17 protein-coding genes are annotated in these 25,008 nt (G+C 74.1%); 5 read left to right on the forward strand and 12 right to left on the reverse strand.

Features of this window, described 5'->3' with window-relative positions; all coding sequences use genetic code 11:
* Positions 1–147 precede the first annotated feature (147 nt).
* A complete protein-coding gene (locus tag GD632_RS08800; protein WP_226924762.1) occupies positions 148–1,608 on the reverse strand; it encodes a threonine/serine exporter family protein in 1,461 nt (486 codons plus the stop codon).
* A gap of 85 nt (positions 1,609–1,693) precedes the next feature.
* On the opposite strand from GD632_RS08800, the gene GD632_RS08805 reads away from it, so the two are divergent.
* Positions 1,694–3,955, forward strand: coding sequence for an MMPL family transporter (locus tag GD632_RS08805; RefSeq protein ID WP_152191080.1), 2,262 nt, complete (start codon positions 1,694–1,696; stop codon positions 3,953–3,955).
* Between the two features lie 136 nt (positions 3,956–4,091).
* Here GD632_RS08805 and GD632_RS08810 read toward each other — a convergent pair whose 3' ends face one another.
* Together GD632_RS08810 and aspS are read right to left on the reverse strand one after the other, a co-directional pair.
* Positions 4,092–4,817 (reverse strand): GNAT family N-acetyltransferase, encoded by a 726-nt coding sequence (locus tag GD632_RS08810; RefSeq protein ID WP_152191082.1) that lies wholly within the window; start codon positions 4,815–4,817, stop codon positions 4,092–4,094.
* Position 4,818: 1 nt separating this feature from the next.
* A complete protein-coding gene (gene aspS / locus GD632_RS08815; RefSeq protein ID WP_152191084.1) occupies positions 4,819–6,609 on the reverse strand; it encodes an aspartate--tRNA ligase in 1,791 nt (596 codons plus the stop codon).
* A gap of 125 nt (positions 6,610–6,734) precedes the next feature.
* Here aspS and GD632_RS08820 point away from each other — a divergent pair, with 125 nt between their 5' ends.
* Positions 6,735–8,114 carry an MFS transporter gene (locus GD632_RS08820; protein WP_152191086.1) on the forward strand — a complete coding sequence of 460 codons (1,380 nt, stop codon included), beginning with the start codon at positions 6,735–6,737 and terminating at the stop codon, positions 8,112–8,114.
* Positions 8,115–8,370: 256 nt separating this feature from the next.
* A complete protein-coding gene (locus GD632_RS08825) occupies positions 8,371–10,143 on the forward strand; it encodes a DEAD/DEAH box helicase (protein ID WP_152191088.1) in 1,773 nt (590 codons plus the stop codon).
* A gap of 57 nt (positions 10,144–10,200) precedes the next feature.
* Here GD632_RS08825 and GD632_RS08830 read toward each other — a convergent pair whose 3' ends face one another.
* Genes GD632_RS08830 through GD632_RS08845 form a run of 4 tightly spaced genes read right to left on the reverse strand, consistent with a single transcriptional unit; the run spans position 10,201 to position 15,598 of the window.
* Positions 10,201–11,775 carry a GTPase gene (locus tag GD632_RS08830; RefSeq protein WP_152191090.1) on the reverse strand — a complete coding sequence of 525 codons (1,575 nt, stop codon included), beginning with the start codon at positions 11,773–11,775 and terminating at the stop codon, positions 10,201–10,203.
* Positions 11,772–13,517, reverse strand: a complete 1,746-nt coding sequence (locus GD632_RS08835) for a dynamin family protein (RefSeq protein ID WP_152191092.1) — start codon at positions 13,515–13,517, stop codon at positions 11,772–11,774. Before GD632_RS08835 ends, GD632_RS08830 begins: the two co-directional genes overlap by 4 nt.
* Positions 13,518–13,519: 2 nt before the next feature.
* On the reverse strand, positions 13,520–14,848 hold the full coding sequence (hisS, locus tag GD632_RS08840) for a histidine--tRNA ligase (protein WP_152191094.1): 1,329 nt from the start codon (positions 14,846–14,848) through the stop codon (positions 13,520–13,522).
* Between the two features lie 39 nt (positions 14,849–14,887).
* Positions 14,888–15,598: an MBL fold metallo-hydrolase gene (locus tag GD632_RS08845; protein ID WP_152191096.1), complete on the reverse strand. Its 711-nt coding sequence runs from the start codon at positions 15,596–15,598 to the stop codon at positions 14,888–14,890.
* A 154-nt stretch (positions 15,599–15,752) separates the two neighbouring features.
* Between GD632_RS08845 and GD632_RS08850 the strand changes: the two genes are divergently transcribed.
* Complete coding sequence (locus tag GD632_RS08850) at positions 15,753–16,550, forward strand: peptidylprolyl isomerase (RefSeq protein ID WP_193311416.1); 798 nt, start codon at positions 15,753–15,755, stop codon at positions 16,548–16,550.
* Positions 16,543–18,378: a DUF349 domain-containing protein gene (locus GD632_RS08855; RefSeq protein WP_319633111.1), complete on the forward strand. Its 1,836-nt coding sequence runs from the start codon at positions 16,543–16,545 to the stop codon at positions 18,376–18,378. Before GD632_RS08850 ends, GD632_RS08855 begins: the two co-directional genes overlap by 8 nt.
* 20 nt (positions 18,379–18,398) lie before the next feature.
* On the opposite strand, the gene GD632_RS08860 is transcribed toward GD632_RS08855, so the two are convergent.
* The 5 genes from GD632_RS08860 to secD all read right to left on the reverse strand — a co-directional run bounded on the left by GD632_RS08860 (position 18,399) and on the right by secD (position 24,988).
* Entirely contained in the window at positions 18,399–18,968 is a 570-nt protein-coding gene (locus tag GD632_RS08860) for a hypothetical protein (RefSeq protein ID WP_152191099.1), read from the reverse strand.
* A 95-nt stretch (positions 18,969–19,063) separates the two neighbouring features.
* Positions 19,064–21,364: a RelA/SpoT family protein gene (locus GD632_RS08865; protein ID WP_152191101.1), complete on the reverse strand. Its 2,301-nt coding sequence runs from the start codon at positions 21,362–21,364 to the stop codon at positions 19,064–19,066.
* A 47-nt stretch (positions 21,365–21,411) separates the two neighbouring features.
* Positions 21,412–21,948, reverse strand: coding sequence for an adenine phosphoribosyltransferase (locus tag GD632_RS08870; RefSeq protein ID WP_152191103.1), 537 nt, complete (start codon positions 21,946–21,948; stop codon positions 21,412–21,414).
* Entirely contained in the window at positions 21,948–23,024 is a 1,077-nt protein-coding gene (gene secF, locus GD632_RS08875) for a protein translocase subunit SecF (protein WP_152191105.1), read from the reverse strand. The genes GD632_RS08870 and secF overlap by 1 nt, the downstream gene beginning before the upstream one ends.
* On the reverse strand, positions 23,021–24,988 hold the full coding sequence (gene secD, locus GD632_RS08880) for a protein translocase subunit SecD (RefSeq protein ID WP_226924764.1): 1,968 nt from the start codon (positions 24,986–24,988) through the stop codon (positions 23,021–23,023). The genes secF and secD overlap by 4 nt, the downstream gene beginning before the upstream one ends.
* Between the last annotated feature and the right edge of the window lie 20 nt (positions 24,989–25,008).

Raw genomic sequence — 25,008 nt, forward strand, 5'->3', positions numbered from 1 at the left:
ACGGTAAGTAGGCTGTCGGCGACAACTCGGCTGTCGGCGACAACTCGGCTGTCGGCGACAACTCGGCTGTCGGCGACAACTCGGCTGTCGGCGACAACTCGGCTGTCGGCGACAACTCGGCTGTCGGCAGGGAGGGGGCGGCGGCGGTCAGATGCGGGCGCCGCGGGCGCGGCTGCGCACCCGGCGCTCCCAGCGGTCCATCTCCGACCGCAGCGGGGAGGCGAGGAACTCCCCCAGCGTGACCCCCGCCGCCAGCGCGAGGCCCACTGAGAGCGCCCGGATCGCGAGCTGGCCTCCACCGATGACGTCACCGCCCTCGATGAAGTCGAACATCGCGGCGTAGATCGACAGGCCGGGCAGCATCGGGGTGACCCCGCACACCGACACGACGAGGCTGGGCAGGCGCCCCCGGTCCCCGATGACGCCGGCGAGCAGGCCGACGAGGAGGGCGGCGAAGAAGGCGGCTCCCGCCGGCCCCAGCCACAGGGCGTCGACGGCGTAGTAGACGCCGGCCGCGACCGCGCCGACGAGCGAGATCAGCCAGATGTTGGACGCCCGCGTGTAGGACGCCACGGCCCAGGAGCCGGCGATGACGCCGCCGCAGACGATCTGGACGAGGCCCGGCGGCGCGTTGCCGAAGACGTCACCGATGTACAGCGGCACGCCCAGCCGCCGTCCGAGGTCGAGCACGAACCCGATGCCCACGACGAGACCGACCGTGTAGAGCGCCACCTCGAAGGACTTGGCGGCCGCGGTGAGCGGGTAGCCCGAGATCGCGTCCTCGGCGGCGCCGACGAGCTGCATCCCGGCGAGCAGCACGACCATGCCCGAGGCGACGACGAGCGACGGCGGCAGCACTGCCCGGTCCCAGCCGAAGGTGTCCTGGCCCCACAGCAGCGCGATCGCCACGAGTGTGGCGATGCCCGCGCCCATGGCCTGCTGGAACAGGTATGGCAGGCCCCAGCGGCGCAGCACCCGCAGCGCCCGGTCGATGAGCGCCGTCGTGCCGGCGGCCACGACGGCGACCTGCCACCCACCCCCGAGCAGCCCCGCCACCCCGGCCGCCATGACGCCCAGCGCGAGCGTGACGACCCAGCGGCGGTAGGGGTGCGGCGAGTCGAGGACCTCCTCGAGGCGCGCGTGGGCACGCTCGAGCGGGAGCCGGCCCGCGGCCGCCGCGTCGACCATGGCGAAGAGGTCGGCCAGACGGCTGTAGTCGGAGGTGCGGACGTTGATGACCCGCATCTTGGTGATCGGGTCGTCGTCGCGGTCGATGGACGCCGAGATCGAGATGAAGGTGATGTCGACGTGGCAGTTCGTCACTCCGTAGGCGGCGGCCAGCCGGAGCAGCGCCGCGGTGACGTCGGCGACGGGGGCACCGGTCGCGATCATCGCCTCCCCGACCCGCAGGACGAGGTCGAGGACCGAGCGCTCGGTCTCCGCGGCGAGGTCGGACTGCCGACGGCGCGCGGACAAGGCGAGCGTGGGCGGGCCGCTCCCGGCCACCACCCGGCGCGCGCGTTCCCGCAGGATCGACTCGCGGCGGACGTGTCCCGCGGCGCGCGGCGGGCCGTGGGACACGGTGTCGGGTTCGGGAGTCGTCGCCACGACCACGACGCTACGTCACCGTCGCGCCCCGCGACGAGCGTCGACGACCCGCTGTGACGGCGTCCACGGTGAGAGACTGACCGCCGTGTTCGATGCACTCGCCCGCGGCGTCATCCGTCGCCCCCGAACGACGCTCGCCGTGTGGGCGGTCCTCGTCGTGTCCTGCCTCGCGCTGGCCCTCGGAGCGGTCGGCGACGGCCTCTTCCCGAGCCTCCACTCCGGGGAGCCGAGGGTGCCCGGGGCGGAGAGCCAGGAGGGACGCGACATCCTCGTGTCCTCCGCGGTGGGCGGTGAGGAGGTGACGCTGCTCGTCCAGGGCACCGACCTCGCCGACCCCGACGTCACCGCCGGCCTCGCCACGGCGCTCATCCCGGTGCGCCAGGACGTCGAGGGCCTCGACGGCGTCGCCAGCGTCATCGACCCCTTCCTCGCCCCGGAGGGGCCGCAGGACCCGCTCGTCGCCTCCCTCGTCTCCACGTCGGGTGACGGGTTCCTCCTCATCGCCGAGCTCGAACCGGGGCTCGACGACGTCGGTGCGGTCCGCACCGCCGTCGAGGAACGCCTCGAGGAGGTCCCCGCCGAGCTCGCCGAGGTGGCACCGGACGCGAACGGCATCGTCTCGAGCACGGAGCGGGTGGTCTCGGCCATCACCGAGCGGGTGGAGGCCGACCTCGCCCGGGGCGAGGTCATCGCGCTGCCGCTGTCCCTCCTCGTCATGGTCGTCGTCTTCGGCGGTTTCCTCGCCGCGAGCATGCCGCTCGTCGGTGCGCTCGCCTCCATCGCCGGCGGGCTCGGCGTGCTCCTCGGCTTCGCCCAGGTCATCGAGCTCGACGCCGTCGTCGTCAACGTCGTCACGGTGCTCGGGCTGGGCCTGTCGATCGACTACGGCCTCCTCATCGTCTCCCGCTACCGCGAGGAGGCAGCCGGCCTCGTCGCCTCGACCGCGAGCACCGGCCTGCCGCTACGGCGCCGCCGGCGCCGCACGCACGGGCGGGCCGTCGTCGAGGAGGCCGTGCGCCGCACCGTGCGCACCGCCGGCCGCACCGTCACCTTCTCCGCCGTGACCATCGCGGTCGCGATCAGCGCCCTCATGCTCCTGTCGCCGGACATCCTGCGCTCGCTCGGCGCCGCCGGGGTGTCCGTCGTCGTCATCGCCCTCGCGACGGCGCTCGCGCTCGTGCCCGCTCTTCTCGTCCTGCTCGGAGGACGGCTGCAGCGTCCCTCGGTCCTGTCTCGCGTGCCCGCCTTCGACCGGCTGCTCGGGCGCCTCGGTGACGTCGCCCCGGAGGACGGGGTCTTCTCGCGCCTCGCCCGTGTCGTCCACCGCCGCCCCTGGTGGGTCATCGTCGGCACGGTCGCCGTCCTCGGGCTGCTGGCCTCCCCGGTCCTGGGGCTCCAGCTGCGCAACTCGACGACCGACCTCATCCCCGCCAGCTCCGACCAGCGCGAGTTCATCACCGTCCTTGGCGAGGACTACCCGGCCGCGACGACCCCGCCCGTCCTCGTCGTCGCCGAGACGGACGTCGCCACCGCGCAGGCCTGGGCGCAGGACGTCGCCGCGCTCCCCGACGTCACGGGCGTGGGTGAGGTGACGCCGACGGAGTCCGGCGAGCACGTCGTCCTCGGTGTCGACATCGCGTCCACCGACGCCGGCGGTGAGGTCGCGACCGACGTGGTCCACGCGGTGCGCGACCTCGACCCCGGGTTCCCCACGTGGGTCGTGGGCCAGGCCGCCAACCAGATCGACTTCCTCGGGGCCGTCGCCGACGGTCTGCCGCTGGCCGGCGGCCTCGTCCTGCTCGCCGTCGGCGTGCTCCTGTTCCTCATGACCGGCTCGGTGCTGATCCCGGTCAAGGCAGTCCTCGTCAACGCGCTCGGGCTCGCCGCGGCACTCGGCGTGACGACGTGGGTCTTCCAGGAGGGGCACCTGTCAGGCCTCCTCGGCTTCACGCCGATCGGCGGCCTGGAGACCTACGTCGTGGTCGTCGTCGTCGCCTTCGGCTTCGGCCTGGCGATGGACTACGAGGTGTTCCTCCTCGCCCGCATCAAGGAGTACTGGGACGCCGGGCACGACAACGACGCCGCCGTCGAGCACGGCCTGCAGCGCTCGGGCCGGATCATCACCTCAGCGGCGCTCATCATCACCCTCGTGTTCCTCGGCTTCGTCGCCGGGGAGCTCATGGTCATCAAGCAGGTGGGTCTCGCGCTGGCGGTCACCGTGCTCGTCGACGCGACCCTCGTGCGCATGCTCCTCGTGCCCGCGACGATGACCGTCCTCGGCAGGTGGAACTGGTGGGCCCCGGCGCCGCTGCGCCGCCTCCACGAGCGCATCGGGATCACCCACTGACCGGTGTGTCCCCCGTGGACGGCCAGCGCGAGGGCGAGGCCTGGGTGTGGACTTGTCGACCTCTGGGGTTCACACGTCCACACCCAAGCCGGAAGCCGTCGGGCGCGTCAAGGGTTGAGCCTTGACGCAGTGCGATCTAGGCCTCCGGCTTGCCGACGACGTTCTCGACCTCGTGGCCGACGGCGTAGCCCAGGCGCGTGTAGATGCTCCGGGCGGCGTCGTTGTCGGTCCAGATGCCGTAGTGGACGAGCGGGTGCTCCCCGAGCGCCCAGCGGGTGACACCGGCCATCATCGCGCTACCGACGCCGCGGCGGCGCCAGCTCGTGTCGGTGCCCAGCCCGGACAGGTGGACGGGCCCGCCGGGGGGCGCGTTGACGGCGACGACGCCGCGCAGCACACCGGCGTCGTCGCGGTACCCCCACCACGTGAGGTCGGGGTCGGCGGGGTCGGCGCTCGTGTCCGGGTTGGCGCGCGACAGGCAGGCGCGCACCTCCTCGGCGGCGTCAGGCCCTGTCACCGGGCCGACGCGCTCCTCCCCCGGCTGGCGCGGGGGCACGGTGCGCGACCACATCCAGTCCCAGACGGGACCGGCCTCCAGGGCCAGGTGCTCCCGGGCGGCCAGGTCGACGAGGTGCCACGTGCCGCGGGTGAGCAGGCCGAAGCCGACGGGCGGCACCCCGTCCGTCGCGGCCTGCGCGGCCGCGGCGGCGAGCGGCGCAGGCTCGCCGGCACCGACGAGCTGGAGGCGTTCCCCGGAGGCACGCCGCACCCGCACGAGGAGGAGCGTGGCGCCGTCGGCGTCCCACGCGGCCTCCTCGTGCCAGCGGTCGGCGTTGGCGCGGAGGAAGAGCGGGCGCTCCACCTCAGGAAGCGGTGGGAGCGGCCGGCTCCGCCTTCTTCGGCCTGGCGTCCACCCCGGCCTCGCGGCGCTGCTCGGGGGTGATCGGCGCGGGCGCCTGGGTGAGCGGGTCGTAGCCGCCGCCGGACTTCGGGAACGCGATGACCTCGCGGATCGAGTCCGACCGGGTGAGCAGGGCGACGATCCGGTCCCAGCCGAAGGCGATGCCGCCGTGCGGCGGGGCGCCGTAGGCGAAGGCGTCGAGCAGGAAGCCGAACTTCTCGCGCGCCTCCTCCTCGCCGATCCCCATCATCGCGAAGACTCGCTCCTGGACGTCGCGGCGGTGGATACGGATGGACCCGCCGCCGATCTCGTTGCCGTTGCACACGATGTCGTAGGCGTAGGCCAGGGCGTTGCCCGGGTCCTCCTCGAAGCGGTCGACCCACTCCGGGGTCGGGGACGTGAACGCGTGGTGGACGGCGGTCCAGGAACCGGAGCCGACCGCGACGTCGTCGTCCTCGCCCGTGGGCTTGAAGAGCGGCGCGTCGACGACCCAGACGAAGGACCAGGCGTCCTCGTCGATGAGCCCGGTGCGGCGACCGATCTCCAGGCGCGCGGCGCCGAGGAGGGCGCGGGCCTCGCTCTGCTTGCCGGCGGCGAAGAAGATCGCGTCGCCCGGCTGCGCGCCGGTGGCGGCGGCCAGACCGGCGCGCTCCTCGTCGGTGATGTTCTTCGCGACCGGCCCGCCGAGGGTGCCGTCCTCACCCACGGTGACGTAGGCGAGTCCCTTGGCGCCGCGCTGCTTGGCCCACTCCTGCCACGCGTCGAACTGGCGGCGGGGCTGGCTCGCGCCTCCGGGCATGACGACGGCGCCGACGTACGGGGCCTGGAAGACCCGGAACGGCGTCGCGGCGAAGTACTCGGTGAGCTCGGTGAGCTCCAGGCCGAAGCGCAGGTCGGGCTTGTCGCTGCCGTAGCGGGCCATCGCGTCGGCGAACGTCATCCGCGGGATGGGGGTCGTGATCTCGTGACCGATGAGCGCCCACAGCTCGCGCAGGACCTCCTCGGCGACACCGATGACGTCCTCCTGGTCGACGAAGCTCATCTCGACGTCGAGCTGGGTGAACTCCGGCTGGCGGTCGGCACGGAAGTCCTCGTCCCGGTAGCAGCGGGCGATCTGGTAGTAGCGCTCCATGCCGGCGACCATGAGGAGCTGCTTGAACAGCTGCGGGGACTGCGGCAGGGCGTACCAGGCGCCGGGCGACAGCCGCGCGGGCACGAGGAAGTCGCGGGCACCCTCGGGGGTGGAGCGGGTGAGGGTGGGGGTCTCGATCTCGACGAAGTTCTGGTCGTCGAGCACGCGGCGGGCGGCCTGGTTCACCTTGGCCCGCAGGCGGAGGGCGTGCGCGGGGTCCTTGCGGCGCAGGTCGAGGTAGCGGTACCTCAGGCGTGCCTCCTCGCCCACCTGGCCGCCGTCCTCGGCGTGCTCGGAGACCTGGAAGGGCAGCGGGGCGGCCGCGTTGAGGACGACGACGTCGCTCGCGATCACCTCGATCTCACCGGTCGCCAGGTTGGGGTTGGCGTTGCCCTCGGGCCGCTGGGCGACCTCCCCGGTGACCTGGATGACGAACTCGGCGCGCAGCTCGTGGGCCACGTCCTCGTCCCGGATGACCACCTGGGCGATGCCCGAGGCGTCTCGCAGGTCGATGAAGGCGACCCCGCCGTGGTCACGGCGGCGGTCCACCCACCCGGCGAGGGTGACGGTGGTGGCGATGTCGGCGGAACGCAGCGAACCTGCGTCGCGAGTGCGGAGCACGAGGATCCTTCCCTTGGTCGGGCGCACCGCTAGACGGGCGGGCGCTCGGGCAATCCTAGTTGGCCCGCCGGGCCCGGCGACCACCCGGTTACCGCGGGTGGCGCCCGAGGCGGAATGATCCGGGTATGACCCGCCCGTCCGCCCGGACGACCGCTCCGCCCGACCTCGTGCGGCTCCTGCTCGTCGCCTCCGTCACCCTCATCACGCTCGTCGCCTTCGAGAACCTGGCCGCCAGTGCCGCCCTGCCCGCCGTGAGCGAGGAGCTGCGGGGCCTGCGGCTCTACCCGGTCGCGGCCGGTGCGCCCCTCGCAGCGCAGCTCGTCGCGACGGCGGTGGCCGGCCGGTGGGCCGACGCCCGCGGCCCGCGGCCGGTCCTCCTGCTCGGGCTCGTCCTGTTCCCCCTCGGCCTCGTGCTCGCGGGCACCGCCCCGACGATGGAGGCCCTCGCCCTCGGGCGGGGCGTGCAGGGGCTGGGCGGCGGGTTCCTCATCGTGCCGCTGTACGTGCTCGTCGGTGCCATCGTGCCCGCCGCGCGCCAGCCGGGGTTCTTCGCGTGGTTCTCGGCGGCGTGGGTGCTGCCGGCGCTCGGGGGTCCGGCCCTCACTGGGCTCGTCGTGGACCACGCCTCGTGGCGGTGGGTGTTCCTCGGCGCGGCACTTCTCGTCGCGGCGGCCGCACTCGCCTTCGCCCCGCTCCTGCGTCACATGCCCGGCCGCGGGACCGCACGCGCGGCCGGCGCCGCCGCGCGCGGCCTCGTCCTCGCCGCCACCGGCGCGGGTGCCGCCGTCGCCGTCCTCCAGGTGGCCGGCAGCGCCCAGGACGAGTGGTCGCTGCCCGCCGTGGGGGTGGCGCTCGTCGTCCTCGCCCTGTGCCTGCCGCGGCTGCTGCCGGCCGGGACCGTGCGGCTGCGGGCCGGCGTCCCGGCCGCCGTCGCCTGCCGGGCGCTGCTCAACGCGACGTTCATGACGAGCCAGACGTTCCTGCCGCTCCTCCTCGTGCGGGAGTACGGGTGGTCGGTGACGGCGGCCGGCTTCGTCGTCGCGGCCTCCTCCCTCACCTGGGCGGTCGGCGCCTTCGTCCAGGGGCGCGTGACGAGCGCCGCGGGACGGGCGCGGCTCACGTGGGCCGGGCCGCTCGTCCTCGCGCTCGGGACGCTCGTGACGGCGGGCGCGGCGCTCCCGGGCGCGAGCCCGTGGCTGGCGGTGCCGGGCTCCGCCGTCGCCGGCCTCGGTATCGGGTTCGTCTACCCGGCACTCACCGTGCTCGCGCTCGGGCTGACGCCTGCTGAGCAGCACGGTGAGGTCAGCGCCTCCCTCCAGGTGGCCGACGCTCTCGGTGCGGCCACTGGCCTGGCGGCGTCGGGGGCGATCGTCCTCGCGCTCATCGACTCGGGCGGGACGGTCGCCTACCTCGCCGGCCTGCTCCTGGCCACCGCCGTCGGGCTCCTCGCCACCGCCGCCGGTGCCCGTGCTCCGGGGAAGAGCCCCGCTCTCGGCGCCAGGTGAGCTGTCGGCAAGTCGGCTGTCGGCGGCAAGTCGGCTGTCGGCGGCAAGTCGGCTGTCGGCGGAGGGGGTGGTCGGGCGTGTGCGGAGGGTCACCGCGGTCTCTCCCGCCGCTCGGGGCACCGTGCCGGTAGGCTGGGGGCTTCCTGGAGTGTGTAAGTGCCGCCTCAGGTCCCGTGCGGAAGTGTCGCTGGTCGGGGCCCATCGCGGAGGGTGCGTCGCCTGCCTGGCGAACGCGTGAGCCCCACTCCGCTACCTGATGGGTTGTCTTTTCTTGACTGCTGTTCTCACTGACCTTGCCCCCGCACGCCCGGAGACCGGTTTCGCCGACCTCGGGCTGCCCGCTGACCTCCTCTCCGCGGTCACCGACCTCGGCTTCACCACGCCCACCGGCATCCAGACCGAGGCGATCCCGCTGCTGCTCGCCGGACGCGACGTCGTCGGCGTCGCCCAGACCGGTACCGGCAAGACGGCCGCTTTCGGCCTGCCGCTGCTCGCCGCCGTCGACCCCAAGCTCCGCGCCGTCCAGGCCCTCGTCCTGGCCCCCACCCGTGAGCTCGCGCTCCAGGTGAGCGACGCCATCGCGACCTTCGCCTCGCACCAGCGCGGCCTCACCGTGCTGCCGATCTACGGCGGCTCGAGCTTCACCCCGCAGCTGCGCGGCCTGCGCGACGGCGCCCAGGTGGTCGTCGGCACGCCCGGCCGCGTCATGGACCTCATGGAGAAGGGGAGCCTCGACCTGTCGAGCGTCCGCTTCCTCGTCCTCGACGAGGCCGACGAGATGCTGCGCATGGGCTTCGCCGAGGACGTCGAGCAGATCGCCGCCCGCGTCCCCGCCGGCCGCCGCACCGCCCTCTTCTCCGCGACCATGCCGGCCGCCATCAAGCGCGTCGCCGCCACCCACCTCACCGACCCGGTCCGCGTCAGCGTCACCCCGGCGTCGTCCACGGTGAGCAACATCGAGCAGACCTACGCCGTCGTGCCTTTCCGGCACAAGACCGGCGCGCTGGCCCGTGTCCTCGCGATCAGCGACGCCGACGCCGCCATCGTCTTCGTCCGTACCAAGTCCGCCGCCGACGAGGTCGCCATCGAGCTCGCGGGCCGCGGCATCCAGGCCGCCGCGATCTCCGGTGACGTCGCCCAGAAGGACCGCGAGAAGCTCATCGACCGGCTCCGCTCGGGCACCCTCGACGTCCTCGTCGCGACCGACGTCGCCGCCCGCGGCCTCGACGTCGAGCGCATCGGCCTCGTCGTCAACTTCGACGTGCCGCGCGAGACCGAGACCTACGTGCACCGGATCGGCCGGACCGGCCGCGCCGGCCGCAGCGGCGCCGCGCTCACCTTCCTCACCCCCCGCGAGCGGGGCCAGCTGAGCCAGATCGAGCGCGCGACGGGTAGCCGCCTCAAGGAGGCCGACATCCCCAGCCCGGCGGACGTCTCCGCCCACCGGGCCACCTCCATGCTCGCCAAGGTCGGGGACCGGCTCGCCGCCGGCCGTCTCGACCTCTACCGCGAGATCCTCGACGGGTCCGAGCACGACCTGCGCGAGATGGCCGCCGCCCTCCTGGCGATCGCCGTCGGCGACGCCGGCCCCGCGCCCCGCGAGGAGCGGAGCGTCGAGGAGACCGGCCCGCGCAAGCGCCGCGAGGAGCGCTACGACGCCTCGGGCGAGTTCGTCGGCGCCACCTTCGAGGAGGGCCGCGACAACAGCCACCGCCACACCGGCCCGCGCACCGGCCGCGCCGGCACCCGTTCCCACCACCGCGACGGCTCGGGCACCCGCTACCGGGTCGAGGTCGGCCACCGCGACGGCGTCCAGGCCGGCGCCATCGTCGGTGCGATCACCGGCGAGGGGGGCCTGCGTGGCCAGGACCTCGGCAAGATCGACATCTTCCCGAGCTTCTCCCTCGTGGAGATCAGCCAGGAGCTGAGCCCGGAGACGAGCCGGCGCATCGCCGCCGCGCGTGTCGCGGGCCGCCCTCTGCGGATCCGTCCCGACACGGGCCCCGGGCCGCGCAAGCCGCGCCGCTGACTCGTCAGCGTCCCTGAGAGCCGGTCGTCCGCAGCAGCGGGCGGCCGGCTCTCGGCGTCACCGGGCGGCGAGCTCCACCGCGGCGGAGAACTGGCCGTAGCGGTCGAGGTCCTCGCTCAGCGGCTCGACCATCACCCGACGCACCGTGTCCTCGACGGCGGAGGACAGCCGCCCGCGTGCGCGACGTGCCGCGCGCCGCGCGCCGACCCGCGCGAGCAGGCGCCCCGCCACGGCGAGCAGCAGCCCGGCGGCGAGGCCGCCGAGGAGCAGGGCGGTGGGCCACGGCAGCGGCCCCGCCATCGGCGTCTGCGGCTCGGGCAGACGCAGGTAGCCCATCAGCGCGAGCGCACCCAGCCACGCCGCCCCGGCCAGCGCCGTCGCGAAGAGGAGGATCCCGAGCGCCGACCACAGCCGCCACCAGCGCGGGCGGTGCTCGGCGCCCAGGTCGGTGCCGGCGACGGCGGTGTCGAGCGCGTCGACGAGCACCGGCACGCGGTCCTCGACCCGCTGGGTGACGGCAGCCCGCCAGGGTTCGGCCATCCCCTCGGTCGCGGTCCAGGCGAGGTCGTGGACGCCGGTGCGCACGCCTGCCGCCTGGACCGGCGTGGGAGCGGGCAGCGACGAGGCACCTGCTGCCGTCTCCAGGTGCAGGCGCCGCAGCGGGTCGGGGCGCAGCCGTCCCAGCCAGCGCAGCGGCGGCCAGCCCACGTGCCGGCCCGCGCGGCGGCGGGAGGACCGCTCGACGGCGGTGACGACCTCCCGCACGCCGGCCGCGGACGCGCACGCGGCGACCAGCGTCCCGGGGTCCGGTGCTGCGGCTCGTCCGCCGGTCGCGTCGCGGAGGGCCCCGGCGACGGTGCGCACGTCCGCCTCGAGCCGGTCCCGCGCCGCCCGGCCCTCCTCCGCCAGGCGGGCGAGCCGGGCACGGAGCTCCGGCACGCCGACCCCTGTCCGGGCGGAGGTGGTGAGGACCTCGACACCAGCCATCCCGTCGTCGGCCAGCACCCGACCGAGGTGGGCGAGCACGCCGGGCAGCTGGTCGGCGGGCAGCCGGTCGGCCTGGTTGAGGACGACGACGCTCACGGTCGCGTGCTCGCGCAGCGGGCGCAGGTACTCCTCGTGGACGACGGCGTCGGCGTACTTCTGCGGGTCCAGCACCCACACCAGGGCGTCCACCCGCTCGGCGAGGCGTGCGGCCACGGCGCGGTTCTCCACCCGGGTCGAGTCGATGTCGGGGAGGTCGAGGAGGACGAGACCGGACAGCCGTGGGTCGGCGGGCCGCAGCCGCCGGTCGGGGACCTCGAGCCAGTCGAGCAGGCCGGCGGCGCCGGCGCCCGGCGCGTCCCAGACGGCGGCCAGCGGCCGGGTGGTCGTGGGGCGGCGCGCGTGGACGGCGGCCAGCGGCTCGCCGACGAGCGCGTTGAACAGGCTCGACTTCCCCGAGCCCGTCGCGCCGAGGAGCGCGGCGACCGTGACGCCGGGCGCGAGTGCGCTGCGGGCACCGGCCCTCTCCAGGACCTCGCGGGCCGGCAGGAGACGGGCCGGCGGGACCACGCCCTCTGCCGACTCCACCGCTGCTGCCAGGGCGGTGAGGCGCTCCTCGAGGAGGGGCGCACGGGAGCGACGCCTCATCGGGCGCCCTCGCCGGTCCGCACGGCGTCCGCGGCGGCGCGCAGGCCGTCCGCGGCGTCGGGGTCCACCCCGAGCGCTGCCACCCGCTCGAGCCAGGGGCGGCGGTGCTCGTCGAGGAGACGGCCGACCCGCTCGCCGAGGTCGCGCTGCGCGTGGCGGGCGAGCTCCCGCACGGCCTGGTCCCCGAAGACCATCTCGAGCACCTTCTGGCCGACGACGGCCGTGCCGCCCGCCACGCCCACCTCGATGCCGGTGAGACCGCCGGAGAACGCGAAGACGACGAGCATGAGCGTGACACCGGAGACGTTGACGCCGAGCGAGAGCATGCGGGCCCGCACGCGACGGTCCTCGCCCTCGGCGCGGACCCGCTCGAGCAGGGCGCGCTGCCAGTCGCGGACCTCGGCGGCGACCTCATCAGCGAGGCGGGGACGGTCGGCCGCGGCGGGGCGCGGCGGCAGCCCCTCGAGGGCTGTCGTCCCGCCGGGCAGGGTCTGCCAGGCCCGCCGGGTCTCGTGCTCGGCGCGCTCGACCTCGGAGACGACGAGGGTGACGAGCCCGCTCTCGATCGCCTCCTCGGCGCGCGCCTGCGTGGCCGGGCGCCCACGCAGGAACCCGGCGACGCGGTCGCGCAGCCGGCCGATCGCGGCCTCGACGCCGCGCAGCCACTCCCCCGTGCCGACGAACTCCTGCCACCGGGCGAGCACCTCCCCGCGCAGGAGCGTGCCGTCCTCGGTGGCCTCCATGACGGCCCGCGACGCCGCCGCGTGGTGCTCGACGGCGGCCGCCGAGAGGCCGTCCGCGGCGTGTGCCTGGGCGCCCGCGGCGGCGGCGACGCCGGCGGTGCCGCGCAGCACCCCGGCGACCGCGCCCGCGAGGGTCTGGCGGGCGACGCTCGCGCGGGTGCCCGCGTCGGCGACGAGGCCGGTGAGCCAGCTGCGCACGGGGCCGATGTCCGCGTCGGGCAGGCGGCGTGCGGTCTCGGCGGGCTGCTCGGAGACGACGAAGAGCGGGGCGTGCGCGAGGCCCTCGGCGGCGAGCCGGTCGGCGAGGTCCGCACGGACCTCCCCGGCCGTGCCGGGCGGGACCCGGTCCAGGACGACGGCGACGACGACCCGCCGGGCCGCCGCCTCGTGCAGCAGCTCCCACGGCACGGCGTCGGCGTAGCGGGCCGCCGTCGTGACGAAGATCCACAGGTCGGCGGCCGCGAGGAGCTGGGTGGCGAGCCGGCGGTTCGCGGCGACGACGGAGTCGATGTCCGGCGCGTCGAGCAGCGCGAGCCCCCGCGGGACGGTGTCGGCCGCGACGAGGCCGAGCTCGGTGATCGGGCCTTCCTCGGCGGTGTGCGGCGTGGCCGGTGCGACGCCCTGGACCCGGGCGAGCCCGGGCAGGACGCGGTCCCCGGTGAACCAGGCGGCGTCGTCGGGGTGGTGGACGAGGACGGGGCGGCGCGTCGTCGGCCGGATCGCCGACGCGCGCGACACCTCCTGCCCGACGAGGGAGTTGACGAGGGTGGACTTGCCGGCACCCGTCGAGCCGCCGACGACGGCGAGCAGGGGCGCGTCGAGGCGCTCGGCCCGGGGCAGGACGTAGTCCTCGAGCTGGTCGACGAGACTGCGCTGCAGCCGCCTGGACTCCTCCGCACCGGGCAGGTCCAGCGGGAGCGCCGTGCGAGCGAGACGCTCGTCCAGCGTGCGCAGGCGCGTGACGACGTCGTCACGCGGCTCCCCGGAGGCCTGGCTCATCGTCAGGTCCGCTGCACCGTGGGCAGGAGGTCCTCCGCGGGTGGGGTCCAGCTCGCGGGGTCGGCGGGCGCCTGGTCCCCGGAGCGGATGTCCTTGACCTCGTCGCCCTCCGCGCCCGGGAACCACACGTAGGGGATCCCCAGCCGGTCCGCGTGGCGGATCTGCTTGCCGAACTTCGCGGCGGTCGGGGCGACGTCGGTCGGGATGCCGCGGGCCCGCAGGGCGGCGGCGACGTCCTCGCTGCGGCGGCGCTCCTCCTCCGAGCCGACGGCGACGAGGACGGCGGTGGGCACGGCGCGGCTGGCGGCGGCCAGGCCCGCGCCGAGGATGCGGGCGACGAGGCGCGACACCCCGATCGACAGGCCCACGCCGGGGTAGGTGCGCGAGCCGTCGGAGGCGAGGGAGTCGTAGCGGCCACCGGAGCAGATCGAGCCGAGGTCCTCGTGGCCGACGAGCGTGGTCTCGTAGACCGAACCGGTGTAGTAGTCCAGCCCGCGGGCGATGGACAGGTCGGCGACGACGGTGCCCGGGACGCGGTCCTCGGCCGCCTCGACGAGGGCGACGAGCTCGGCCAGGCCCTCCTCCAGCAGCGGGGTGGTCACGCCGAGCGCACGGACACGCTCGGCGACGCTCGCGTCGCGGCCGCTGATCGCGGCGAGCTCGAGGGCCTGGCGGGCCTGCTCGGGGGTGGCGCCGGCATCCTTCACCAGGAGCTCGGCGACGGCGTCGGGGCCGATCTTGGCGAGCTTGTCGATGGCACGGAGCGCGCCCTCGACGTCGCTGAGCCCGATGCCCGTGTAGAAGCCCTCGGCGATCTTGCGGTTGTTGACGGCGATGCGCACCGGCGGGACGGGCAGCGCGGACAGCGCCTCGGCCATGACGAGGGGCAGCTCGACCTCGTAGTGGAAGGGCAGCGTCTCGGAGCCGACGACGTCGACGTCCGCCTGCGTGAACTCCCGGAAACGGCCCTCCTGCGGGCGCTCCCCGCGCCACACCTTCTGGATCTGGTAGCGCTTGAACGGGAAGACGAGCTTGCCGGCGTGCTCGAGCACGTACCGGGCGAGCGGCACGGTGAGGTCGAAGTGCAGGCCCAGACGCTTCTCGGAGGAGGCGCCGCCGTCCTCGTCGTGGAGGCGGCCGACCGCGTAGACCTCCTTGGAGGTCTCCCCCTTGCGCAGGAGCTCCTCGACGGGCTCGACGGCGCGGGTCTCGATGCCCGCGAAGCCGTGCAGCTCGAAGGTGCGGCGCAGGACGTCGAGCACGTGGGTCTCGACGGCACGCTCGGCGGGCAGCCACTCGGGGAAGCCGGACAGGGGGGTGGGACGGGCCATGGGTGCGATCCTAGTGACGTTCGGAGGCTGGGCCCGTGCTCAGGCCAGCGCGCGGGCGATGAAGGGGTTGGTCGCGAGCTCGCGCGCCGTCGTCGTCGCCGGTCCGTGGCCGGGCACGAGCAGGGCGTCGGCGGGCAGCGTGGAGGCGAGCTCGCGCAGCGTCCGGCGCATCGTGGCCTCGTCCCCGCCCGGGAGGTCGCTGCGCCCGACGGAGCCGGCGAAGACGACGTCACCGGTGAGGACGACGGGACCGTCGTGGGAGGTGACCCCGGCCTCGGCGAACGCGGGCCCGGCCAGGGAGGCGACGCCGTCGAGCCGCCACACGGTGCTGCCGGGCGTGTGGCCGGGCGCCGCGACGGCGTGCAGGACGACGCCGGGGACCGGCTCGTGGCGACCGGGGGCGACGGGCCGGACCTCGGCCACCGGCTGCCACGGTCCACCCGCGAGAGCGGCGAAGGAAGCGCCGACGACGCCGAGGTGGGCAGCGGGGTCGACGAGCCGGTCGGCGTCGCCGGCGCCGACGAGGACGGGGGCGTCACCCGCCATCGCGGCACAGTCCCACAGGTGGTCGGCGTGCCCGTGGGTGAGGACGACGGCGCCCACGTGGAGGCCGTGACGGTCGAGCACCTCACGGAGCAGCGGGGCCGAGCCGGCGCCGGGGTCGACGACGACCGCGGGGCCGTCGGCACCCGCCGCGAGGACGAGGGTGTTGGTGCCGAAGACCGGCGAACGCAGGCCGTGGAGGAGCATCCGACCACCCTAGCCAGCGGTCCGGACGACGCCCGCTGCACGGGTCACTCGCCCCTCGAGCGTGAGGACGGTCACGGCGGGGCCCGGTTCCGCCTAGACTTGACGGCGTTCGTGACGTTTGCGGTGCCGCCGGGCACCACCACCAGGAGAATTCGTGACCCGCAGCAGCAAGCAGGAGCGCGCGTACCAGAAGCGTCGCCAGGAGAGCTGGGACAAGCGCAGCCGCGAGAAGGCCGCGCGCCGCAGGCGTACGACGATGGTCGTCGCCACGATCGTCGGCCTCGCTGTCGTGGCCGCCGTCATCGCCCTCCTCCTGGTCAACCGCCCCGACGACGAGCCGAGCACGCAGCCGACGGACGCGGTCCCGACGGAGACCACGACGACGGCGCCCGCGGACGAAGCCGCTCCGTTGCCGACGACCGACCCGGAGCTCTACGACTCCGCTCCCGATCCCGCGGAGGCGGAGGGGCGCACGTGGCAGGTGACCGTGCAGACGAGCGCCGGTGACATCGGGATGGAGATCGACGGGGTGAACGCGCCTCAGGCGGCGGCGAACTTCCTGCGGCTGGCGCGCGACGGCTTCTACGACGGCACGGCCTGCCACCGCCTGCTGCCGTCCTCCCTGCTCCAGTGCGGCGACCCGACCGCGACGGGGACGGGCGGTCCCGGCTACGGCTTCGGCCCGGTGGAGAACGCTCCCGAGGACGACCTCTACCCGGCGGGCACGCTCGCCATGGCACGACAGAGCAACAATGCAGAGTCGATGGGCAGCCAGTTCTTCATGGTGTTCGCCGACGTCCCACTTCCGTCGGACACCGCCGGCGGTTACAGCGTCTTCGGTCGTGTGACCGAAGGGCTGGACATCCTCCAGCAGGTCGGCTCGGCGGGCACCGTCGAGGGCACCGAGCAGCCGGCCCTTCCCGTCACCATCGAAGGAGTGACCATTGACTGAGCAGCAGACCCCGCACCCGGCGGACGAGCCGACAGCGGACGCGATCGAGAGCGTCGCGCTGACGGAGCAGGGGGGATTGCCGCCCGCGCCTGCTGCCACGCAGGACGCTCCCGCCGAGCAGCCCGAGGCTGCCGGGCAGCCCGAGGCACCCGCCGAGCAGGCCGAGGCTGCCGAGCAGCCCGAGGCACCCGCCGAGCAGGCCGAGGCTGCCGAGCAGCCCGAGGCACCCGCCGAGCAGGCCGAGGCTGCCGAGCAGCCCGAGGCACCCGCCGAGCAGGCCGAGGCTGACGAGCAGCCCGAGGCACCCGCCGAGCAGCCCGAGGCTGCCGAGCAGCCCGAGGCTCCCGCGGAGTCGCCCGAGGTTCCTGCCGAGCAGGCCGACGCCTCGAGCGAGCCGGCCACGGCCGAGCCGGGCGGCACATCCGGGACGGAGGCCGCGCAGGCCCCGGCGCCGGCCCCGCGCCCCGCTGCCGTCCCCCGGCCGCTGCCCAAGCCGTCCGCGCTCCGCAAGCCCGCGGCGCGCGCACCGCAGGGTGCCGCACCCGCGCCTGCCGTGGTCGCCCCCGTCCTCGACGACGCCAAGGAGGCCGCGGCCGCGGCCGCCTGGGGCCGGGTGGACCCGGACGGCACCGTCTGGGTGCGCGAGGCTGCCGGTGAGCGGACGGTGGGCCAGTACACCGGTGCGGACATGGAGGAGGCCCTCGCCTTCTACGTGCGCCGTTTCCTCGACCTCCAGGCCCAGGTGCTGCTCTTCGAGACCCGCCTGCCGCAGCTGCAGACCAAGGAGATCGACCAGACGCTGGCCACCCTCACCGAGGCGCTGGCCGAGCCTGCAGCCGTCGGTGACCTCGACGGCCTGCGCGCCCGTGTCGAGACCCTGCGGGAGCGGGCCGCGGCGCGCCGCAAGGAGGTCAGCGCCGAGCGCGAGGCCGCCAAGGCCAAGGCGCTCGAGGAGCGCACCGCGGTCGTCGAGCGCGCCGAGGCCATCGCCGCCGCGGACCCGGCGAGCACCCACTGGCGGTCGAGCGGCGACGAGCTGCGCACGCTGCTGGACCAGTGGAAGCAGGCCCAGCGGTCGGGCCCGCGCCTGGACCGCCCCACCGAGGACGCACTGTGGAAGCGCTTCTCGCGGGCGCGGACGACCTTCGACCGCAACCGGGGCCACTTCTTCTCCCAGCTGGACGCCACCCAGTCGGAGGTCAAGCGGGCCAAGGAGCAGCTCATCGCCGAGGCCGAGGCGCTCTCGACCTCGACCGACTGGGGGCGCACGTCCGCCGCGTACCGCGACCTGATGGACCGGTGGAAGGCCGCGGGCCGCGCCAGCCGCAAGGAGGACGACGCGCTGTGGGCCCGCTTCCGCGCCGCTCGGCAGGCGTTCTACGAGGCTCGGGAGAACGAGAACGCCCAGATCGATGCCGAGTACGCGGCCAACCTCGAGGTCAAGCTCGCGCTGCTCGAGCAGGCGGAGGCGCTGCTCCCGGTCACCGACCCTGAGGCCGCCAAGGCGGCGCTGCGCCCCATCCAGGACAAGTGGGACGAGGCGGGCAAGGTCCCGCGCAACGACGTCCAGCGGGTGGAGGGCCGCATGCGCGCGGTCGAGCAGGCCGTGCGTGACGCGGACCAGGAGCGGTGGAGCCGCAGCGACCCCGAGAAGAAGGCCCGCGCCGAGGGCGCGGCGGCCCAGCTCTACGAGGCGATCGAGGCTCTCGAGCAGCAGCTGGCCCAGGCGCGTGCCGCCGGTGACGCCCGGGCCGAGAAGGAGGCGGCGGCAGCGCTCGAGGCCCGCAAGACCTGGCTCGACCAGATCCTGCGCTCCACGGGAGCCTGAGCGCCGGCGAGGCGGCGGCGTCACGGACGCCGCCGCCTCGCTGCGTCCTCGGCCACCGTGAGGAGGGCCGTGCCGCGCCGGACCGGCGCCCGGCGGCCGGGACGTGTGAGCGCCTCGTGGACGAGGGCGGGGGCGAGCCCGGCGAGGACGAGGGCGCACGTGCCGGCGACGGCGTCCTCCTCCTCCGCGAAGCACAGCAGGTCCACGGCGGTGCGCAGCGGCGTCGTCGTCGGTACCCCGCCGAGGACCACGACGTCCGCCTCCTCGACGCGCTGGCGGTGGACGACGGCGCCGGCGTGCAACCGGCGAGCGGGGTCGATGACCACGTCGGCCCGCTCCGGCCCCAGACGCCCGGTGTGGACCCACACCGCAGACCGCCGCGCCAGCGCCGCCCCCGGCGGTACCGCGCCGCGCAGGGACCACGCCCTGCCCGCCGGGCTCACGAGCAGGTCCGCGGGGGCCAGGCCGCCGCCGGGTGTGTCGACGAGCAGGCCGTCGTACCGCTCGCCGGAGAGGCGCGCCTGCACGGGGAGGACCGCCTCCACCGGGGTGGGCCGGGGCGGCTCCAGCCAGGCCAGCGCACGCGTCATGCACCGAGCGTGCCCCCGTCCGCGGACGACCCGCCGCGTCGTCACCGGCCGCTGTGGACGGCACCGCCTCCAGGCGGGCGCTGTGGAGGAGCCGGCTACGTCGCCCGGGCGTCCGAGCGGGCGCCGGTGATCCGGTAGACGTCGAAGACGCCGTCGATACGCCGCACCGCGGCCAGGACGTGCCCGAGGTGGGACGGCTCAGCCATCTCGAAGACGAACTTCGACAGCGCCACACGGTCACGGCTCGTCTGCACCGACGCCGAGAGGATGTTGACGTGGTTGTCCGACAGCACCCGGGTGACGTCGGAGAGCAGACCGGCGCGGTCGAGCGCCTCGACCTGGATCTGGACGAGGAAGGAGCTCTGGCCGTGCAGCGACCACTCGACGTCGACCATGCGCTCGGGCTCGTTGCGCATGCTCTCGAGGTTGCCGCAGTCGGTGCGGTGCACGGAGACGCCCGAGCCGCGCGTGACGAACCCGACGACCGGGTCCCCGGGTACCGGGGTGCAGCAGCGGGCCAGCTTGACCCACAGGTCGCCGGAGTCCATGCCCTTGACGACGATCCCCGGGTCTCCCGCACGCAGCCGGGGCCGGGTCTCCCCCGGCATGGTGGCCTCGGCGAGGTCCTCCTCGGCCCCGGACTCCCCACCCATCGACTGGACGAGCTTCTGGACGACGTTCGTCGCCGACACCTGGCTCTCACCGACCGCCGCGTACAGCGCCGACACGTCGGCGTAGTTCATCTCGTGCGCGAGAGCGGTGAGGCTGTCGTGGGACATGAGCCGCTGGATCGGCAGGTTCTGCTTGCGCATCGCCCGGGCGATGAGGCCCTTGCCGGCCTCGATGGCCTCCTCGCGACGCTCCTTGGTGAACCAGGCCCGGATCTTGTTCCGGGCTCGCGGGGTGGTGACGAAGTTGAGCCAGTCTCGGCTCGGGCCGGCCGACTCCGACTTGGAGGTGAAGACCTCGACGGTGTCACCGTTCTCGAGGCGGGACTCCAGGGAGACAAGGCGTCCGTTGACGCGCGCGCCCACCGTGCGGTGCCCCACCTCCGTGTGGACCGCGTAGGCGAAGTCGACCGGTGTCGCACCGGGCGCCAGGGCCATGACGTCACCCTTGGGGGTGAAGACGTAGACCTGGGAGCCCGAGATCTCGAAGCGCAACGAGTCGAGGAACTCACCGGGGTCGGCGGTCTCCCGCTGCCAGTCGACGAGCTGGCGCAGCCAGCCCATCTCCTCGGCGCCCTTGGGGGCGTCGACCGTGCGCCCGCGGGCGGCCTCCTTGTACTTCCAGTGCGCCGCGACGCCGTACTCCGCGCGCCGGTGCATGTCGTGGGTGCGGATCTGGATCTCCACCGGCTTGCCACCCGGGCCGATGACGGTCGTGTGGAGCGACTGGTAGAGGTTGAACTTCGGCATCGCGATGTAGTCCTTGAACCGCCCCGGCAGGGGGTTCCACCGCGCGTGCATCGTCCCGAGGACGGCGTAGCAGTCCTTGACCGAGTCGACGAGCACCCGCACGCCGACGAGGTCGAAGATGTCGTCGAAGTCGCGGCCGCGGACGATCATCTTCTGATAGATCGAGTAGTAGTGCTTGGGCCGGCCGGTGACCGTCGCGCGGATCTTGTTCGAGCGCAGGTCCGACTCGATCTGACTGCGGACGGAGGACAGGTACTCGTCGCGCGCCGGTGCCCGCTCGGCGACGAGGTGGACGATCTCGTCGTAGACCTTGGGGTACAGGGTCGCGAAGGACAGGTCCTCCAGCTCCCACTTGATCGTGTTCATCCCCAGCCGGTGAGCGAGCGGGGCGTAGATCTCGAGTGTCTCGCGAGCCTTGCGGCTGGCGGACGTCGCAGAGACGTACTTCCACGTGCGGGCGTTGTGCAACCGGTCGGCGAGCTTGATGACGAGGACGCGGATGTCGCGTGCCATCGCCACGACCATCTTGCGCACGGTCTCGGCCTCGGCGGCCTCCCCGTAGGTGACCTTGTCGAGCTTGGTGACGCCGTCGACGAGGAGGGCGATCTCCTCCCCGAACTCGCTGCGCAGCTGCTCGAGGGAGTAGTCGGTGTCCTCGACCGTGTCGTGGAGCAGTGCGGCGGCCAACGTCGGCACCGTCATCCCGAGCTCGGCGAGGATCGTCGTCACCGCGACGGGGTGGGTGATGTACGGGTCACCGCTCTTGCGCATCTGCCCGCGGTGGGCACGCTCGGCGACCGTGAACGCCCGCTCGATCAGCGCCGTGTCGGCGCGCGGGTGGTTGGACCGCAGGGCGTGGAGGACCGGCTCGATCGCCGGGGAGGAGGTGTGCCCACGCGAGCCGAGCAACGCGAAGCGCGACCGCACCCTGGGTCCGCGTGCGTCCGGGCCTGCGCCGGTGACCGTCTCCTCCGTCATCGCCCCATTCTAGGCAGCGTCGCGGCGGATCCGAGCACCGGGGCGTCTCAGTAGCGCAGGATGCTGTCCAGCGAGTAGCCCGTCAGCTGCTCACGGCCGCGCAGCTCGTCGAGCTCGAGGAGCATCGTCAGGCCGGCCACCCGCGCGCCGGCCCCTTCGACGAGCTCGATCGCGGCCCGGGCGGTGCCGCCGGTGGCGAGGACGTCGTCGATGATGAGGACGCGCTGGCCCGCCGTCACGGTCTCCGGGCGCACCTCGAGGCGGGCCGTGCCGTACTCGAGGGTGTAGTCGACGCCGGTCACCGGACCCGGCAGCCGCCCGGCCTTGCGGATGGTGATCATCCCGACGCCCAGGGCGTGGGCCAGCGGCGCCGCGAGGATGAAGCCGCGCGACTCGAGCCCGGCGACGGCGTCGACCCGGCCGCGGTACCGCTCGGCGAGCGCGTCGACGAGCGCCGCGAAGGCGGGACCGTCGGCGAGCAGCGGGGTGATGTCGCGGAAGAGGACACCCGGCTCGGGGAAGTCGGGCACCTCACGCACGTGGGAGTCGAGGAGCTCGGTCAGCTCCGCGGGGAAGTCGGTCATCATCGCCCTTTCCGGCGCTTGGGCTGGGCCGCCTGCCCACGGTGGGTCCCGGCGACGATGCTCTCCTCGGCCACCGCGGCGGACACGGCGTCCCCGCCCGTCCGGCGCCGGCGGCGCTCGTGGACGTCCTCGGTGTGCTGGCGGATCTCCTCGCTGCGCTGCTGGAGGACCACCTGCAGCGGCGTCGCGACGAAGACCGAGGACACGGTGGAGACGAACATGCCGACGAACAGGGCGAGCGCGATGTCGCGCAGCGTCCCGGCCCCGAGCAGGAGGGCGCCGACGAAGAGGATCGAGCCGACCGGCAGCAGCGAGGTGAGCGAGGTGTTGATCGACCGGACGAGCGTCTGGTTGACGGCGAGGTTGGACAGCTCGGCGTAGGTCCGCTCGTCCTGCTCGGCCAGGTCCTGGGTGTTCTCACGGACCTTGTCGAAGACGACGACGGTGTCGTACAGCGAGTACCCGAGGATGGTGAGCAGGCCGATGACGGTGGCCGGCGTGACCTCCCAGCCGATGAGGGCGTACACACCGACCGTCAGCACGAGGTCGTTGACGAGCGAGACGAGCGCCGCGCCGGCCATCTGCCAGCTGCGGAAGTACACCGACAGGACGATCGTCACGAGGACGATGAAGACGAGCAGACCCTGCAGCGCCTGGCGCGTGATGTCCTGCCCCCAGGACGGGCCGATGAAGGTCGAGGCGACGTCCGCCTCCGGCACGTCGTACGCCTCCGCGAGGCCCTGACGCACGGCGTCGGTCTGCTCGGTGGTCAGCTCCTCGGTCTGCACGCGCACCGACGACGACCCGACGGTCGTCACCCGGGCCACCTGCCCCGTTCCCACCTCCGCGACGACGTCGTGGGCGGGCTGCTCCTCCACCGTCTCGGTACCCGTGACGGTGAACTGAGAGCCCCCGGTGAACTCGATGCCGGCGTTGATGCCCTTGAACGCGACGAGCAGCACGGAGACCAGGACGAGCACGGCGGCCGCGGTGAGCCACGTGCGACGGCGCTCGACGAACGGGAAGGAGCGCTCTTCGGTGTGGAGCTTGTTGCCCAGCTCGGACAGGCGGCTCATCGGCCCTCCTCCTCGGTGGTCGCCTGCTCGGCGGCGCGGCGCTCGGCCGCCCGCCTCTCCGCGATGGTCGTCCGGCCGGCCCCCACGGGCTGCTTGTCGCGCGCGGGCTCCTTCCGGGACGTCGGCTCGGGACGCCGACGTGGCTCGCCGACGCGCCCGCGCCCGCGGTAGCGCGACGGGTCGACGCCGATGCTCTCGGGGTTGAGCCCCGACAGGCGGTGCCCCTCCCCGAAGAAGCGGGTGCGGATGAGCAGCTGCATGGTCGGGTGGGTGAACAGGAACACGACGACGAGGTCGATCAGGGTCGTGAGGCCGAGGGTGAAGGCGAAGCCTCGCACCCCGCCGACGGCGAGGAAGTAGAGGATGACCGCGGCCAGCAGCGTGACGAGGTCGGAGACGACGATCGTCCGCTTGGCGCGGCTCCAGCCGTGCTCGATGCCTCCCTCGAGGGTGCGTCCGTCGCGGATCTCGTCGCGGATGCGTTCGAAGTAGAGGATGAACGAGTCAGCCGTGATACCGACGGCGACGATGAGGCCCGCCACGCCGGCGAGCGACAGGCGGTAGCCCTGCAGCCACGAGAGCACGATGATCGCACCGTAGGTGGTGAGGGCGGCGATGAGCAGGCTGCTCACGGCCACGACCGCGAGCCCGCGGTACTGCCACAGGAGGTACAGCGCCACGAGCAGCAGGCCGCCGATACCGGCGATGAGGCCGCTGCGCAGGTGCTCCGCGCCGAGCGTCGCGGAGATCTGGTCCTCGCTCTGCACCTCGAAGTTGAGCGGCAGGGAACCGAAGTTCAGCTGGTTGGCCAGGGTGTTCGCGCTTTCGCGGGTGAAGCTGCCGGAGATCTGGGCCTGGCCGTCGGGGATCACCACGTTCATCCGGGGTGCGGAGACGACGAGCCCGTCCAGGACGATGCCGAACTGGTTCTGCGGGCTGGGCTGGGCGACGAGCCGCTCGGAGACCTCTCGGAAGATCTCGGTGCCCTCGCGGTTGAACCTGATGTCGACGACCCAGTTGTTGGTCGTCACCCCGCCCTGGGTCACCTCGAGTCCGGAGCCCGCGGAATCGACCTGCGTGCCCTCGACGTCCACCGGGCCGAGGACGAACTTCGTGGTGCCGTCCTGGGCACAGGACACGAGCGGCTGCTCGGGGTCGTCCAGCACACCACCGACGAGGTTCGCCGGATCGGTGCAGTCGAGTGTGTAGAGGTCGTAGACGAGCTGCTCGGTGATCCACGCGACGTCGCTGTTGCTCGTCGGCTCCGTCGCCGGCGTGCTCGCGAGCTCCCCGTCGCCGTTCTCGTCGGCGACGGCGAAGGCCGCCTCCTCGATCGCCGCGCGGTCCGCGTCGGCGGGCTCCTCGCCCTCGGCGGGCTCCTCCGCGCCGTCCTCGGTGGCCGCGCCCTCGGCGGGCTCCTCGGTCGCCTCGTCGGTGGCGGTCTCCTCGGCGGCGGCCCCCTCATCGTCCTGCGGCGTGCCGGCCTCGGCGTCGCCCTCGGGCCCGGTGGGCAGACCCTCCTGGCCGGGGTCGATCGGCGTGGGGTCCGTCATCGTGAGGACCGGGCGGAAGCGCAGCTGCGCCGACTGGCGCACGAGGTCGAGGGTGGCCTCGTCAGGCCGGCCGGGCAGACCGACGACGATGTTCGCCGAGCCCTGGCGGGTGATCTCGGCCTCGGCGACGCCGGAGGCGTCCACGCGCTGGCGGATGATCTCGATCGCCTGGTCGATGTCGTCGTCGGTGATCTCCCCGTCGCCTCCCTCGGCGTCAGGGTCGAGCCGCGGGGTGAGGATGAGCTGGACGCCGCCCTCGAGGTCGAGGGCGAGGCCGGGCGCGAAGGACGCGCCCCCCTCGCCGTCGTCGTCGCCCAGCTGCTGGGCGATCGCGACGGATCCGAACATCGCCGCGACGATGACGAGCAGGACGATGATCCTGCGCAGGGGGCGTGGGGCGGTTGTCGCCAACGCGGTCTTCTCTCTGTGTG

The sequence above is a fragment of the Georgenia satyanarayanai genome (assembly GCF_009193135.1).
GTDB lineage: Bacteria > Actinomycetota > Actinomycetes > Actinomycetales > Actinomycetaceae > Oceanitalea > Oceanitalea satyanarayanai.